This is a genomic window from Niallia circulans, assembly GCF_003726095.1.
Classification (GTDB): Bacteria; Bacillota; Bacilli; order Bacillales; family Cytobacillaceae; genus Niallia; species Niallia circulans_A.
On the sequence record NZ_CP026031.1, the window covers coordinates 4,350,399 to 4,365,433 of the forward strand.

The window sequence follows — 15,035 nt, forward strand, 5'->3', positions numbered from 1 at the left end:
CTTACCTATTTATATAGACGGAAATGGAAACAGAATTGTTTCCTTATTTTTCATAATCGACAAAAAAAGATAGGTGGAAAAAATAGACAGGATTTAAAAAGACTGCCTTTTGACAGACAGTCTTTTTTTTCACATTAAATGGGCAAGGAAAATTTGTGCGATTCCGAAGTAAATAAATAACGAAAATATATCATTAAGAGTTGTAATCAAAGGTCCAGAGGCTACTGCTGGGTCAATATTTAACTTATAAAGAATGATTGGAATAATAGTACCAGATAGTGTTCCGATGATAAGTGTGCAAATTAAAGAAAGACCAACAACTAAGCCAAGCATGAGATCGCTTTGCCAGACATAGGCAATAATCGTAATAATAACACCGCAGGTTATCCCAATGATCAAACCAACTAATAATTCCCTGAAAATCAGTTTTGTTACAACTGCTTTATTAATTGTATTAGAAATAAGTCCACGAACGACAACGGCTAATGATTGTGTTCCCGTGTTCCCAGTCATTCCAGAAATCATCGGCATGAAAAAAGATAATGCTACAACCTTTGTAAGAACATCCTCATAATTGCTGATAATACTGCCAGATACAACCCCGATAAAAAGCAGCAAGATTAACCAAGGAAGTCTTCTGTAAGCTGCAACAGATGCTTTTGTATCAAAGTCTATTGATTTACCTGAAGCAGAAAGCTTTTCGATATCTTCATTTGCTTCTTGAAAAACGACATCAATCATATCATCAACTGTAACAATTCCCATTAAGATGTTTTCTTCATTGACAACGGGAATGGCTAAGAAATCATATTTTTGGATGGTTTGGGCTACTTCTTCTTGGTCCTGATCCACTGTGACACTAATAACCCGTTCATACATAATGTCACGAATTTTGTCCTGGGGTTCAGCAATCAAAAGATCACGATAGGAAACAACACCAACTAATTTTCTATTCTGATCAATGACGTATAAATAGCTTAAAGTTTCCGCGAAATCTGCAAACGACTTTAGTTTATCGACAGCTTCACGCGTAGTGTAGTAATCACGAATCCAAACAAAACGATTGGTCATAAGACGTCCAGCGGTTTCATCTGGGTAGTTCATTAAGTTTTGGACAATAATGGATTCTTCTTTTTTCATTCCAGAAAGGAGTTCTTTAATTCTTTCTGGTGCTAGTTCATTTAAAAGGGAAGCTAGGTCATCATTGTCCATTAAATCTAGAACCTTCCCTGTTTTGTCCATTCCTAATGTATTTAGAACTTCCAGCTGTTCCTCTTTATCCAATTCCTCCAAGAGATGGGCTAATAAGTCGACTTTTAAGAAAAGCAAAAAACGAGCCCTGTGCTTATCGGGGAGACTCTCATAAATTTGAGCTATATCATATGGTTGTAGCTCATCAACGATGGATTCAAATTCAGATTTTTTATTATCTTTTAGTGTCTGAATGATGTGAAGTGTGATCTGATTTTCTGTCATTTTGTGTATCATACTTCTCACTCTCCCTTCCGATGTTTATAGGCTATTATTCGACATATACCCTGTTTTATTATATGTAATTAAGTGAAAGAATGAAATGGATAAATCTTTGTAAAAAAGGAGATTTTGAGAAAAAACAGATCCCTTGAAAAAACATTGTTAAGTTTTCTGACAATTAACTTGAAAAGAATTGCCTCTCGATTAAAATAAGGGTATAACATGCATGACTGCAGGCAACTGCTGCTATTGCGCCTTTTTTTCGTATATCCTTAATAATTGGGTTAAGGGTCTCTACTGGAAACCGTAAATTTCTTGCTACGAAAAATATGCTTTGAACTAGCATATTTTTCGTAGTTTTTTTGTGTTTATGCGGAAATTTAAACAAGCATGGGGGAGTTTAAATGGGAAATATGTTAATCAAAAATGCACAGATAGTAACAATGAATCAAGCAGAAGAAATTATAACCGGAGATATTTATATAGAAGGGAATATCATTAAGGAAATAGGGGAGAATCTTAAAAAAAATCACGTAGATAAAATGATTGATGCGACAAATAGAACGGTAATTCCTGGGTTTGTTCAGACTCATATTCACTTATGCCAGACACTTTTTCGCGGAAAAGGGGATGATCTTGAGCTAATGGATTGGCTTAAACAAAGAATCTGGCCACTTGAGGCTGCTCATGACGAGGAATCTATTTATTATTCCGCCATGCTTGGTATTGGAGAGCTACTGGAAAGCGGGACAACAACGATTGTTGATATGGAAACCGTTCATCATACGGAACATGCTTTTCACGCACTTGCAGAAAGCGGAATCCGGGCTGTTTCTGGAAAGGTAATGATGGATAAAGGGGATGAAGTCCCCTTAGCATTGCAGGAATTAACAGCGGAGTCTATTCAACAGAGTGTAGATTTATTAGAAAAATGGGATGGCTTTGATAATGGAAGAATTCAATATGCCTTTTCGCCAAGATTTGTGGTTTCTTGTACGGAAGAGCTATTGAAAGAGGTGAAGATTCTTTCAGATAAATATGGTGTAAAAGTGCACACCCATGCCTCAGAAAATAAGGGGGAAATTCAAATCGTGCAAAAAGAAACAGGTATGAGGAATGTGGTGTACTTAGACCATCTCGGTTTAGCAAATGACCGCTTGATATTGGCGCATTGTATTTGGCTGGATGAAGAAGAAAAGCGGATTATTCAAGAGAAGGGTGTCCATGTTAGTCATTGTCCCGGCTCTAATTTAAAGCTAGCATCAGGGATAGCTGACACACATCATCTTACTTGCAATCATGTTTCCGTCAGTTTAGGGGCAGATGGGGCTCCGTGTAATAATAACTTGGATATGTTTAATGAAATGAGGTTGGCTGCACTTATTCAAAAGCCAATACATGGACCAACAGCGATGGATGCGAGAACAGTGTTCCGCATGGCAACTTTAGGTGGAGCAAAAGCAGTCGGACTCGAAAAAGAAATTGGCAGTCTGGAAATTGGCAAGCGAGCAGATTTAGCGATTTTAAACCTGCAAAATTTTCATACCTTTCCGTCCTATGATGTGGATCCTATCTCAAGAATTGTCTATTCCGCCACACGAGCAGATGTAGAAACAACCATTATAGACGGTAGAATAGTAATGGAAAATAAAATCATGAAAACAATAGATAAAAGTATTGTGCTAAAAGAAGCGGATAAAAGTATAAAAAGATTGTTAAGCAAAACAACCATAAATTGAGCTGGATTTGATTGCAACCGTTACTAGGATTTTGGAAAATTGCGTTATTCCATTTCCTAGTACGGTGTATTTTTTTTGGGGAAGGTAAGTGGTCAAGATTGGATGAAAAATTGAAAGTCTGGCTGAAACCAAGCAAATTTAGCCGATAAAATCAATTATTTAGCTAAAAACGACTATTACTGCCCCCTTTGAACAGCACAAAATTAACTAAAATAATTCTGATGGATGCCAACAATCCGCAAATATTAACGAATATTCAAGTTAGCTTTCTCCTAGACGCTCTCACATTCCAAGTATACGCTTCCTTTTTTTTCTAAATTTTAGATTATGTAAGCTATTTTTCCTTATTTTTGTTAAACTAAAATGGTTACAATAAGTACAACTAGATGTATGATGGAAAGTATGTAAAAGCAGATCAAGGATTTTAAATATAATATAAAAAATAAGGGAATATTTCTTATCATGATTTCGATAAAATGGAGTAAAGACAATTTCGATAACAAGAATGTAAGCTGAAGCTCTTTAAGTTTACAAGCTAATAATGTTTGGAGGTTTACTTGATGAAAAAAGGTAATAATGATATTCGAGATGTGGTTTATATCCATCTAAATGAGAAAGAACGTTTTGTGCTTTCTTATGGTATAGAGTTTAGAGAGTTTTACAGAATCCTTGCTGATACTCTTGCCTCTATTTTGTTGTTAAAGCATCAGTTTGAAGATGGAGAATTTCATATACATACCCAGTTCGAATATGTTCCAAACAATAAATTAGCACCGTTATCGATGGAAGATGTTTATGGATATGGGGACTTTGTATGGGTCGATTTTGATGAGACGGAAACATTAGATATTTTAGAAGGGCAAACGATAGCGGAACTCTTGTATTTAGGACATAAACTGGAGCCTTTAAAAAAGCCATTTTTTCAACAATTGAACAACCAATATGCCTATTTAGCTCATGATGATGGCTGGTTTAATAAAATTTATTATAAAAACATGGAGTCTTTTTATCAATTATTTTGTGAGGTTATTGCAAATAAAGTGACAGAACTTAAATTAGAGAAAGCGCTGTTAGGAATTAAAAAGAAAAGGCTTTATCCACCTCTTCCGAAAGAAATTGTAACAGAGTTAAAACGTTATATGAGTGAGGGCATGGTTTTATCTATTGAAAAAGCCTATCAAACACGATTGAAGCTGGAGATTCCAATTTGGGTTTTAGGGGATTTTGATAATATGGACGATATGTATGAAGAATATGAGAAGAATGCTAAGCAAAAAAGTGATGCTTTACTTATTTTTGATAAAAAATTAAGAGAATGGCAATTAGCTATCGTTTAATTGGTGACAAATATGAGTGGAAATATAATGGTAAGCTTTCCGGCAGCATTAAAGAAAATGACGTTTGTGGAGCGCCCAAATCGGTTTATTTTACATTGTTATGATCAGGAAACAGAAGAAATAGAAAAGGTCCATTTGGCAGATCCAGGGCGGCTGATCGAACTTTTAGTTGAAGGGGCTGTGATTTATGTTCTGCCGAGCATGAATCCTAATCGGAAGACAAAGTGGACGGCTGTGTATGTGGAAGCAAATGGATTGCTTGTGTCAATTAATACTACCTATCCTAATAAGTTAGTCGAATTAATGTTAAAGAAAGCCATGATAGAGGAGCTTTCTGCTTATCATTGGGTTAAGTCTGAATATACGTATGGCAGCTCACGATGGGATTTCTTATTAGAAGATAGGAAAAACAATCAGCTACTTCTCGAAGTAAAGAGTGTCACCTTAGCGAGCGATGGAATTGGCATGTTTCCAGACGCTGTTACTAAAAGGGGTTCTAAGCATGTGCAAGAATTAACTGCTATTGCAAGTGAAGGAATAATAAAAACAGCTATTTTATTTGTTGTGCAAAGAGAAGACGTGGAAATAGTGACAGGAGCAGCTGCAATTGATCCAGTTTTCGCAAAAAGCTTGGAAGAAGCTGCACATGCTGGGGTGCAATTATTAAGCTACACTTGCATATTATCAGAGCAGGGAATTGCATTGGGCCATGCGGTTCCGGTCGATCCTTTTTTTAAACTTTAGTAAAGGAATATATTTATTTACACATCTGTTAAATGTATAATCAGAAAAGACGGAAAAATAAAATAGATAGATGATGGTGAGACTTTTAGTGAGAAGGTTGAAGAGGAATCCTTAAGCCCTTTTTACAAGAAGTCTCTTAAAAGGGAAGTTAGTGAGAATCTAACACGGTCCCGCCACTGTAAATGATTGCAGCATGGAAAAGTGCCACTGTACGGATGTATGGGAAGGCTCCATGTGCGAAAATCATGAGTCAGGAGACCTGCCATTTTCTATACACCAAATAAACCTACGAGGATAGGGAGGTGTGGAGCACTTTGAAAATAATTTTGAAGATATCCCAACATCTCTATAGACAATGATAGAGATGTTTTTTATTTTTCTATATTATTTAGGAAGGTGAACATAGATGAAAAAGTTGTATTCCATACTGTTAGCGATGCTGCTCGTTGTTGGAGTGCTTGCTGGATGTGGAGAAACGAAGACGGAAAATAAGCATAATAAAGAAAAAGCTACTACAGAACAGACTAGCTTTCCTGTCACCATTAAGGATGGATTGGATCAAGAAGTAGTAATCGAAGAAAAACCAGAAAAGATAGTTTCCTTAATGCCTAGCAATACGGAAATCGTATTTGCGCTTGGGCTGGGAAAGGAGTTAGTTGGAGTTAGTGACTTTGATAACTATCCAAAAGAAGCGACGGAAAAAGAGAAGGTAGGCGGGATGGATTTTAATGTGGAGAAAATAATCTCTCTAAATCCAGATGTAGTGTTAGCACATGCATCGAGCGCCCATAATTCTACGGAAGGCTTGCAGCAAATCAGGGATGCAGGCATTGATGTTGTTGTTGTGAATGATGCCACTTCTTTTGAAGATGTTTATAAAAGCATGGTCATGATTGGACAAGCCACTGGAACAGAGAAAGAGGCAAATAAGCTTGTAGCTGATATGAAAGAAAAGTTAGGTGCTATCAAGGAGAAAGCAGCAGCCATTTCCGATAGTGATAAAAAGGCAGTTTACATAGAAGTAAACGCGGAACCAAATTTATTTACAACTGGTAAAAAGACATTTATGCAAGAGATGCTAGACACTATTCGTGCAAATAACATCATTTCTGAGGAAGGTTGGATTCAAGTGGATCAAGAGGCAGTAATTGGAGCTAATCCGGATGTTATTATTACTACTTATGGTGCCTACTCAGAAAAAAGTCCACTCGAGCAAATTAGCTCGAGAAAAGGCTGGGAAAAGATAAATGCAGTGAAAGAAAAGCAAATAATAGATGTAGATTCTGACATGGTAACTCGTTCTGGTCCTCGCCTAGTTGAAGGAGTAGAGGCAGTTGCCAAAGCGGTGTATCCGGATGTTTTTAAATAAAAGAAAAGCGGCTTATGTTTATGCCGCTTTTTTTCTCCTATTTGCGATTGTGATGGGAATAGCCATTGGAACGATCTCTGTCCCTATTTTATCTGTAGTGAAAATATTAGCAAGCTACATTGGACCAGAAAGCATATTAACGAATGTCAATCCCATGCATGTTAATATAGTTCAAAATATTCGCCTCCCTAGAGTGCTTTTGGCAGGACTGGTCGGTGCCAGTCTTTCCATAGCGGGAGCTGCATTTCAGGGATTATTAAGAAATCCATTGGCAGACCCATATACACTTGGGGTTTCATCTGGAGCATCGGTTGGAGCCGTTATTACGTTATTTTTCCACTTTACCATTCCGTTTCTTGGCGGATTGACTTTGCCATTTATGAGTGTATTATTCTCCTTTCTGACGATATTATTTGTCGTTTTTTTTGCAAAAAAAATGGATCCCGCCATGCGGGTTGAGACAATTATTTTAACGGGTATCATTATTGGTTCTTTTCTAAGTGCATTTATTTCTCTTATGATTGCATTAACAGGGAACGAACTACGCCAAATTATAGGCTGGTTACTTGGCAGTGTCTCTATGAGAGGGTGGGAATACATTAAAATTATCCTGCCTTTCTTTGTAGTTGGTTCCGGTCTTCTTCTTTCGCAAGGAAAGGAATTAAATGCTTTAGCATTTGGCGAAGAAAGAGCCCAGCATTTAGGGATCCATGTACAGAGAAGAAAAATGGTTATTTTGCTGGCTGGCTCCATGTTAACAGGTGCGGCTGTTGCTGTATCTGGTACGATCGGATTTGTGGGCCTTGTGATTCCACACTTTGTCCGGATTATCGTAGGTCCTGATCACAGACATTTAATGGGAGTCTCTCTTTTTGCTGGCAGTGGTTTTATGATTTTGGCTGACTTATTGGCTAGGACGATTATTTCTCCGACAGAACTCCCGATAGGGGTCATAACAGCTATAGTAGGTGCTCCAGTGTTTGCAGGGTTATTACTGAGAAGAAGGAAGAGGAGTTTAAAATAATGCTGAATGTACGAAATCTCTTTTTTCAATATGAAACAAAACAAATTTTGGAGGATATTTCTTTTTCTGTGAATAAAGGGGAAATGATTGGTATCCTTGGGCCAAATGGCAGTGGGAAAACGACTTTAATGAAAATTATCAGCGGTATTTTAACACCGCGAGTAGGACAGGTGGAGATAAAGGGCACATCCATTGACCAGTATAAAACGAAGGAATTAGCAAAGGTAGTCGCCGTGCTTTCTCAGCATGTGAATGAATCATTTTCCTATACTGTTCGAGAAATTGTATCGCTCGGGAGGTATGCACATCAATCGGGGCTGTTTCAATCCTGGACTTCTAAAGATGAAGAAGTGATCACCCGAGTAATGAAACAAACGGGGGTCTTTGTTTATCAAGACAAGTCTATTCATGCATTGTCTGGCGGGGAAAAGCAGCGCGTTTATTTGGCTCAGGCCCTGGCACAAGAGCCAGAAATCCTTCTGTTAGATGAACCTACTAACCATTTGGATCTATCCTACCAGAAGGAGTTATTGGATAGCTTAAGAGAATGGAGCAGGGAAGAAGGCCTGACAATTGTTTGTATTTTTCATGATTTAAACTTGGCAGGATTATATTGCGATCGACTCCTTTTATTACATGATGGAAAAGTAGAAGTAGATGCCCCTCCTTCTGATGTATTGCAAGAAAAAAGAGTGAAAAGAATCTATAAGACAAATGTGAAAAGTACTTTTCATCCAAGCAGACCAGCTTCTCAAATAGCGCTTGTGCCAAGAGAGCTAAAGAGAAAGAAAGTTCAAATAGATACAACGGCAATTACTATTACTTCAGAAAGAGTAGAAATGAAGGCTCCTTTCCCATTATACACGCTTTCATCTGGCGTAACGGGTGCCGGGATGGGCTGGTATAAAAACTTTGTAAACCGCCATGTAGATAAGACATACTGCTGCGAGGATTACCAGAAAGACATGGACAATTATTTGCTTCAAAATGGCTTTAGCCCACAAGAGACAGTCGGAATGATGACAGCTGTTCATACAGAAGATGCAACCTATCAGTTATTGGAGCGAGCGGATTTCTCTGTCATGATTGTGGTAACAGGTGGAGTAGGAAATGCTGTCGATGCAGCTAAGACGAACGAGCATTCATCCTCTTTAAATCCAGGGACGATTAATATTTGGATTTTTGTTAACGGGAAATTATCAGAGCAAGCCTTTTTGCAAAGTGCCATTACTGCTACCGAAGCAAAAGCAGCCGTCTTGCGTGATCGGAAAACAAAGGATATGGAAACAGGAACTATTGCAACAGGTACATCAACAGATAGTATATCGGTCGCTGCCACTCAAGTAGGAACATATCTTGAATTTGCCGGTACGATTACGGCGCTTGGAAAGTGTATAGCAGAAGGGGTCTATCACTGTTTAACAACGTCATTAGATAAAAGGGATAGGAGGCTGGCAGCTAAATGATCGGCCATTTAATCAGCATTACCATTGCGATTATTTTAGATAAGTTGATTGGGGATCCTCCAGGCTGGCCACATCCTGTGAAAGGGATGGGAAAGTTGATTTCCTATTTAGATCAAAGATTAAATAAGGGGAGCAATCGGCAGTTAAAAGGATTATGGATGCTCATGAGTGTTTTAGTGCTTACCTTTTTGCTTAGCTGTTTCCTTGTTTATATTAGCTATCAGCTTCATTGGTGGATCGGCGTAATAATAGAAGCTCTACTTATCGCCACAACCATTGCCCAAAAGAGTCTGAAGGATGCTGCGATAGAGGTCTATGAACCATTGCAGGTTAATGATCTAGTGCTGGCAAGAAGAAAGCTTTCTTATATTGTGGGAAGAGATACAGGGCAGTTAGAGGAAAAAGAAATTGTCCGGGCAACGGTAGAGACTGTGGCAGAAAACACTAGTGATGGCATTACAGCTCCACTGTTTTGGGCATTTATTGGTGGTGCTCCTTTCAGTCTTGTATATAGGGCCATTAATACATGTGACAGTATGGTTGGTTATAAGAATGATAAATATAGAGAATTCGGGTATTATGCAGCAAAATGTGATGATATTGTTAACTACTTGCCGAGTCGAATAACAGCAATGCTTTTGCTTTTGGTTAGTCGTAGTCCTTTCCATCCGAAAAAGGAAGCCTGGAAGCTGTTATTTCAAGATGCGAAGAAACATCCGTCTCCAAACAGCGGCTGGGGGGAAGCAGTGACTGCTATTCTCCTGGGTATACAGCTCGGTGGGATTAATTATTATCGAGGACAGAAATCAGATCGGGCTAGAATGGGAACAGCACTCCAGCCATTAGGAACGAAACATATTATCGAGTCCACTAAAATTGCTAATAAAGCAGTTGTTTGCTTTTATCTTTTTTTATTTATAGGAGGAATTGGATTTGAACTGGCCAATGCATGGAGCTAATCCCCAGTATATATATGAAAAGACAAATTTAGAAATGCCTGTGGGTGCGATTGATTTTAGCGCAAATATTAATCCATTAGGACCTCCGCCGGTTTTATTAAGGAAATGGTTTGACCTCTTTCAGACCGTTCAGCTTTATCCAGATCCTTTTGCAAGTCGCCTAAAAGAGAAAATTTCAAACCAGTATGGAATTCCTTCCAAGCAGCTTTTGATTGGAAATGGAGCTGCGGAAATCATTTCCTTATTAGGGAGAATTCTGGCGGGGAAAAAGGTATTACTTCTTCAGCCGGCTTTTTCTGAATATGAAGAAGTGTGCCGAATTAATAATTGCGACATCTATCATCATTATTTATCCGAAGAAACAGGCTGGGAGCTGTCTCTCGCTAAATTGGAAAAGGATATTCGTCAAGTCGATGCTGTATTTTTATGTAATCCTAATAATCCAACAGGGATATTTTATCCGAAGAACTTAGTAGAAGAGTTATTGGATATTTGTATGCAAAACGATTGTTCCGTCATTCTAGATGAAGCTTTCTATGATTTTGTAGTTGGATATGAGGATATGCTTCCGCTCTTGAAAAATTACCCAAATCTCATTATTTTACGTTCTTTAACCAAAATGTACAGTATACCAGGAATACGGCTAGGCTACGTATTCGCATCAGAAGAACTAATTGCACAACTGCAGCACTTGCAGTCACAATGGAGTATAAATGGAATTGCTTTAAAGGCTGGCGAATTATTAATAGAGCAGGAGGAGTTTCTAAATAATACGCAAAGCTATATAGAAGGAGAGAAAAAAAAGCTATTTTCCTTCTTTAAGAATAAACATTTTGTGTACTCCAACTCTGCTGCTAATTATTACTTGTTAAAAGATCCAAGGTTAACGGATCAAAAGGAATTCCTTACTTTTCTGCTAAACAATGGCATCATTGCAAGACATACATATAATTACCCGAGTCTAGAAGGAAGATGGCTGCGATTTGCGGTTAAAAGCAAAGAACAGAATCAGCAATTGCGAGGAGTGTTAACTAAATGGAAACAAAATCATCCCTCATCTTTGTAACAGGTGGCGTGAGAAGTGGCAAATCTTCGTTTGCTGAGGGATTGGCCATTAGATATGCGCAAGAAGAAAGAGCAACATTGCATTATATCGCTACTGCTGTCATTACGGATGCTGAAATGGAAGAGAGAATTATCAGACACCAACAAAACAGAGAGGCACAAAAGGTGAAATGGAATACCTATGAAAAGCCAGTTGATATTGGGGAATTAGCGGCTGTCTTTACAAAAAAGGATGTCATTTTGCTCGATTGTTTAACCGTTTTGGTCAATAATGAACTTTTTTTCCAAGATAAACAACAGGAAGGGATAGAGGGAAAACTGAAAAAGGATCTAATAGAGCTAAGCCAAAGTTGTCGCTATCTTATCCTTGTTAGTAATGAGGTTACATATGAACCGTCTCTCGATCCAGCTGTACAGAAATATTGCAGGATTTTAAATCGGCTGCATTATTTTCTCGTGCAGCATGCATATGAGGCATATTTAGTAGAGAACGGAATCGCACAACGAAAGAAGGGAGGACAAGAATGAAGGGTGTGATGATACAGGGAACTTCATCCGATGTTGGGAAAAGTCTGATTGTTACTGCTCTATGCAGAATGTTAGCAAATGAGGGCATAAAAGTAGCACCATTTAAATCACAAAATATGTCGAATAATTCTTATGTCACCGTAGACGGAAAAGAGATTGGTAGAGCACAAGGGATTCAGGCAGAAGCAGCAAAGATAGAGGCGACGGTTTGGATGAATCCAATTCTCTTAAAGCCAAGATCTGACTTGCAATCAGAGGTTGTTCTGCTAGGAGAAGCGAGTACTACTCTTTCAGGCAGAGGGTATCGTGAACGATTTTATGAAGAAGGAATTCGTGTTATCCAAAAAAGCCTTCACTATCTGCAAAGGAACTATGAGATGGTAATCATGGAAGGGGCGGGAAGCCCAGTAGAAATCAATTTAAAAGATAGAGAGCTTGTAAATATGAAGGTCGCAGAAATGGCTGATATCCCGGTTATTCTTGTTGCTGATATTGATCGCGGTGGTGTGTTTGCGAGCATTGTTGGTACTCTCTCCTTATTTTCAGAAGAGGAACGGAGCAGGGTAAAGGGGATTGTTATTAATAAGTTTCGCGGTGATGTCACTCTTTTTGAAGATGGTGTGCAATGGCTGAAGGAAAAGACAGGCATCCCTGTTCTCGGAGTCCTTCCTTTTATTCATAACCATATGATTGAAGGGGAGGACTCCTTATCTATACGGGAGAAAAGAATAGCAACTTCAAAAGAAGTGCTTGATTTAGCAGTAGTAAACAATCGTTATATGTCTAACTTTACGGATATAGAACCATTTTTCCTAGAGGAAGATGTTACTATCCGTCTGATTGATAAAGGGGAAGATTTAGGGAACCCAGATGCAGTCATTATTCCAGGTACCAAGAGTACGATAGAGGATTTAAGAGAAATGAAAAGGAATGGATTAGATGCCCAGCTTAAGCGCTATTATAAAGAAGGCGGCAGAATAATAGGCTTATGTGGAGGCTATCAAATGTTATGTTCTGTCTTTATGGATCCATATGGAGCTGATACTGGAATCGCAGGCGAAGAAATAGAAGGCCTAGGGCTTATCCCTGCAAGGACAATCTTTGAACAGAAAAAAGCGACGATTCGCATGGAAGGTAGTTATCATCCCTTTACAAAGTTATCTTCAGAAAGAATAGAAGGGTATGAGATTCATTTAGGCAAAACAGAGTATGAGGATTCTGCCGAAAGATGTCCATTTCTATTCCTTAATAATAGGGATGAGGGGTATTATCGTGAAGACGGAAAATTGATAGGAACCTATATGCATCATCTTTTCTACAATGATATGTTTCGTAATACATGGTTAAATCAGATACGACTGCAAAAGGGCATGGCAGAAAGAAAAACACTGATTATGCGAGAGCAAAAGGATAAACGTTTTGATGCGCTTGCTGATGAGATGAAGAGACATCTTGATTGGGATAAACTATTGGATATCCTTCAAGCTGGTGATAACTAATGAAAAAATGGTGTATTGGTTTTCTAGTAAATATTCAGTTCTTTACGGCGATTCCAGTGAGGAAGGAGCTGCCGATGGAAGGGGAGTTTTTGCAGAAAAGTATAAAAACATTCCCTTTGCTAGGTCTTTTCCAAGGCTTTATTTATATGGGGATTTTCTTTTTGCTAAATGAATATACTCCATTTACAGCTCTCGCCATTGCTTTTATTGTCTGGATCAGTACGATTTTATTAACAGGTGGACTTCATTTAGATGGCTGGATGGATGCAAGTGATGCTTATTTTTCTTATCAAGATGCAAAAAAAAGATTAGAAATTATGAAAGATCCTCATGTCGGTGCCTTTGGTGTTTTGTCTGTCATTCTTTTATTGAGTACGAAGTTTCTTTTTATCTATGAAATTGTGACACATATGCAAGACTTTACCTATCTTTTTGTGATGCTTCTGCCATTCTTTTCTAAAGCAGTAATGGGCTGGAGCCTACTATTTGTTCCAGAGGCAAAAAGGGACGGACTTGGAGCATACTTTAAAAAGTCTGTCCAAGGGCAGCGCCTGTTTTTTTATAGTGGATATATTGCAGCTGCTTTGTTAGTTTTCTTGTTACTGTTTCCCAAATGGCTGCCTTTATTCTTTTTGTTTCTTTCCGTAAGCATCGGCTGCTACCTATTATTTAGCCGATTTATGAAACAGGCTTTTGGTGGATTAACAGGTGACTTATTAGGTGCAAGTGTAGAAGGGACGGAAATAGCACTATGGGCGACACTATGGTTATTGCATTATTTCGTCATGGGCTAACGGCTGCAAATGAACGAAAGGCATATATTGGCTGGACGGATGCTCCGTTAAGTGAAAAGGGGAGAAATATGCTTTATGAAAAAGGAAGGCCAGTGTCTAAATATGACTGGATAAGTACAAGTGATTTATTGCGGACGAAAGAGACAGCAGCATATTGGTTTCCTGAACAGATTCTGTACAGTGTTTCTGGTTTTCGGGAAATAAATTTTGGGGATTGGGAAGGAAAAACATACGAACAATTAAAAGAGTTACCTGAGTATTGCAAATGGTTAAACGCTCCATTTACTAATGCTCCAACAAATGGGGAATCTTTTGCAGAGTTGGTAGAGCGAGTGGATAGGGGCTGGAATCACTTAATTAAACAGAGTACTCGAAATAATAGAATGGCAGTAGTTACACATGGCGGTGTCATTCGATACTTGCTTAGTAAATATGGTGTAACAAAAAGGGATTTTTGGGATTGTGCAATTTCCCCTGGTGAAGGAATCGAGTTAATTTGGTCTAACAAAGAAAGCTTTAGGAGGAAGGAAAGATGCACTTTATTACAGGAGGTAGCTTTCACGGAAAAAAAAGCTGGACAGTAACATTTGCAAGAGAGCAGGGATTTACAGAAGGAAAGGTTCTCCGTCTATTTGATGAAAAGGAAATAAGCATGGCAAATAATGAGAAGGGTTCTTTCTATAGAATAGAAGGACTGGAGTGGATGATCAAAAATCGTCTGCAGGAAGAAACATTGGAGCAAACAATCGATTATATGGAAAAACTAGTGGAAGCTTTGCTTCAATGGGAAAGAGAAGAGAATAATCGCTGCGTGTTTATAATTGGCAGTGATATTACAAAAGGCATTGTTCCGATTGATAGAAGAGATCGCTTGTGGCGTGATGCCACAGGGCTGATTTTTCAGCGAATAGCAGCCGCTGCAGACAGAGTAGATGTTATTTGGTATGGGTTAAATGAGCGATTAAAGTAGTGAGCGATCGAATGATAGGAAGCAGCAAAATGCCTAGGCAAAAAAATAAGGACAAAACAGAAAGAGGG

Annotated in this window: 14 protein-coding genes and 2 riboswitches; of the genes, 13 read left to right on the top strand and 1 reads right to left on the bottom strand. The window is 38.4% G+C overall.

The features are described 5' to 3' along the window. Nucleotides 1–129: 129 nt before the first annotated feature. Nucleotides 130–1,488: a magnesium transporter gene (gene mgtE / locus C2I06_RS20900; protein WP_095257993.1), complete on the bottom strand. Its 1,359-nt coding sequence runs from the start codon at nt 1,486–1,488 to the stop codon at nt 130–132. A gap of 227 nt (nt 1,489–1,715) precedes the next feature. Continuing rightward, nucleotides 1,716–1,814: riboswitch (purine riboswitch) on the top strand. Nucleotides 1,815–1,877: 63 nt separating this feature from the next. Here mgtE and C2I06_RS20905 point away from each other — a divergent pair. From C2I06_RS20905 to C2I06_RS20965, 13 genes are all read left to right on the top strand, one after another. Further along, nucleotides 1,878–3,212 carry a 5'-deoxyadenosine deaminase gene (locus tag C2I06_RS20905; protein ID WP_123258781.1) on the top strand — a complete coding sequence of 445 codons (1,335 nt, stop codon included), beginning with the start codon at nt 1,878–1,880 and terminating at the stop codon, nt 3,210–3,212. Nucleotides 3,213–3,772: 560 nt separating this feature from the next. Further along, nucleotides 3,773–4,549 carry a hypothetical protein gene (locus C2I06_RS20910; protein WP_095331056.1) on the top strand — a complete coding sequence of 259 codons (777 nt, stop codon included), beginning with the start codon at nt 3,773–3,775 and terminating at the stop codon, nt 4,547–4,549. A 12-nt stretch (nt 4,550–4,561) separates the two neighbouring features. After that, nucleotides 4,562–5,293: a DNA/RNA nuclease SfsA gene (gene sfsA, locus C2I06_RS20915; protein WP_095331054.1), complete on the top strand. Its 732-nt coding sequence runs from the start codon at nt 4,562–4,564 to the stop codon at nt 5,291–5,293. 81 nt (nt 5,294–5,374) lie between these two features. Beyond that, a riboswitch (cobalamin riboswitch) is annotated at nt 5,375–5,574 on the top strand. Nucleotides 5,575–5,699: 125 nt separating this feature from the next. Then, a complete protein-coding gene (locus C2I06_RS20920; RefSeq protein WP_123258782.1) occupies nt 5,700–6,662 on the top strand; it encodes an ABC transporter substrate-binding protein in 963 nt (320 codons plus the stop codon). Next, complete coding sequence (locus C2I06_RS20925; RefSeq protein WP_420915971.1) at nt 6,649–7,686, top strand: FecCD family ABC transporter permease; 1,038 nt, start codon at nt 6,649–6,651, stop codon at nt 7,684–7,686. Before C2I06_RS20920 ends, C2I06_RS20925 begins: the two co-directional genes overlap by 14 nt. Then, on the top strand, nt 7,686–9,152 hold the full coding sequence (locus C2I06_RS20930) for a heme ABC transporter ATP-binding protein (RefSeq protein WP_123258784.1): 1,467 nt from the start codon (nt 7,686–7,688) through the stop codon (nt 9,150–9,152). Before C2I06_RS20925 ends, C2I06_RS20930 begins: the two co-directional genes overlap by 1 nt. Then, complete coding sequence (gene cbiB, locus C2I06_RS20935; protein WP_123258785.1) at nt 9,149–10,111, top strand: adenosylcobinamide-phosphate synthase CbiB; 963 nt, start codon at nt 9,149–9,151, stop codon at nt 10,109–10,111. Before C2I06_RS20930 ends, cbiB begins: the two co-directional genes overlap by 4 nt. After that, the gene (locus C2I06_RS20940; RefSeq protein ID WP_095331045.1) at nt 10,086–11,177 is read left to right on the top strand and encodes a pyridoxal phosphate-dependent aminotransferase; all 1,092 of its coding nucleotides are present in this window, start codon (nt 10,086–10,088) and stop codon (nt 11,175–11,177) included. Before cbiB ends, C2I06_RS20940 begins: the two co-directional genes overlap by 26 nt. Further along, nucleotides 11,147–11,704: a bifunctional adenosylcobinamide kinase/adenosylcobinamide-phosphate guanylyltransferase gene (locus C2I06_RS20945; RefSeq protein ID WP_123258786.1), complete on the top strand. Its 558-nt coding sequence runs from the start codon at nt 11,147–11,149 to the stop codon at nt 11,702–11,704. The genes C2I06_RS20940 and C2I06_RS20945 overlap by 31 nt, the downstream gene beginning before the upstream one ends. Then, nucleotides 11,701–13,203, top strand: coding sequence for a cobyric acid synthase (locus tag C2I06_RS20950; protein ID WP_123258787.1), 1,503 nt, complete (start codon nt 11,701–11,703; stop codon nt 13,201–13,203). Before C2I06_RS20945 ends, C2I06_RS20950 begins: the two co-directional genes overlap by 4 nt. Next, nucleotides 13,203–13,997 carry an adenosylcobinamide-GDP ribazoletransferase gene (gene cobS / locus C2I06_RS20955; RefSeq protein WP_095331039.1) on the top strand — a complete coding sequence of 265 codons (795 nt, stop codon included), beginning with the start codon at nt 13,203–13,205 and terminating at the stop codon, nt 13,995–13,997. Before C2I06_RS20950 ends, cobS begins: the two co-directional genes overlap by 1 nt. After that, nucleotides 13,955–14,581 carry a histidine phosphatase family protein gene (locus C2I06_RS20960; protein ID WP_095331037.1) on the top strand — a complete coding sequence of 209 codons (627 nt, stop codon included), beginning with the start codon at nt 13,955–13,957 and terminating at the stop codon, nt 14,579–14,581. The genes cobS and C2I06_RS20960 overlap by 43 nt, the downstream gene beginning before the upstream one ends. Continuing rightward, nucleotides 14,530–14,967, top strand: a complete 438-nt coding sequence (locus tag C2I06_RS20965) for a bifunctional adenosylcobinamide kinase/adenosylcobinamide-phosphate guanylyltransferase (protein ID WP_095331035.1) — start codon at nt 14,530–14,532, stop codon at nt 14,965–14,967. The genes C2I06_RS20960 and C2I06_RS20965 overlap by 52 nt, the downstream gene beginning before the upstream one ends. Nucleotides 14,968–15,035 lie beyond the last annotated feature (68 nt).

Bases quoted from the DNA above. Each gene is read 5' to 3' on its own strand.
- C2I06_RS20925 (WP_420915971.1), top strand. From the start codon at position 6,649: ATGTTTTTAAATAAAAGAAAAGCGGCTTATGTTTATGCCGCTTTTTTT.
- mgtE (WP_095257993.1), bottom strand. From the start codon at position 1,488: ATGATACACAAAATGACAGAAAATCAGATCACACTTCACATCATTCAG.
- C2I06_RS20960 (WP_095331037.1), top strand. From the start codon at position 13,955: ATGGGCGACACTATGGTTATTGCATTATTTCGTCATGGGCTAACGGCT.
- C2I06_RS20965 (WP_095331035.1), top strand. From the start codon at position 14,530: ATGCACTTTATTACAGGAGGTAGCTTTCACGGAAAAAAAAGCTGGACA.
- C2I06_RS20905 (WP_123258781.1), top strand. From the start codon at position 1,878: ATGGGAAATATGTTAATCAAAAATGCACAGATAGTAACAATGAATCAA.
- C2I06_RS20950 (WP_123258787.1), top strand. From the start codon at position 11,701: ATGAAGGGTGTGATGATACAGGGAACTTCATCCGATGTTGGGAAAAGT.
- sfsA (WP_095331054.1), top strand. From the start codon at position 4,562: ATGAGTGGAAATATAATGGTAAGCTTTCCGGCAGCATTAAAGAAAATG.
- cbiB (WP_123258785.1), top strand. From the start codon at position 9,149: ATGATCGGCCATTTAATCAGCATTACCATTGCGATTATTTTAGATAAG.
- C2I06_RS20910 (WP_095331056.1), top strand. From the start codon at position 3,773: ATGAAAAAAGGTAATAATGATATTCGAGATGTGGTTTATATCCATCTA.
- C2I06_RS20920 (WP_123258782.1), top strand. From the start codon at position 5,700: ATGAAAAAGTTGTATTCCATACTGTTAGCGATGCTGCTCGTTGTTGGA.
- C2I06_RS20945 (WP_123258786.1), top strand. From the start codon at position 11,147: ATGGAAACAAAATCATCCCTCATCTTTGTAACAGGTGGCGTGAGAAGT.
- cobS (WP_095331039.1), top strand. From the start codon at position 13,203: ATGAAAAAATGGTGTATTGGTTTTCTAGTAAATATTCAGTTCTTTACG.
- C2I06_RS20930 (WP_123258784.1), top strand. From the start codon at position 7,686: ATGCTGAATGTACGAAATCTCTTTTTTCAATATGAAACAAAACAAATT.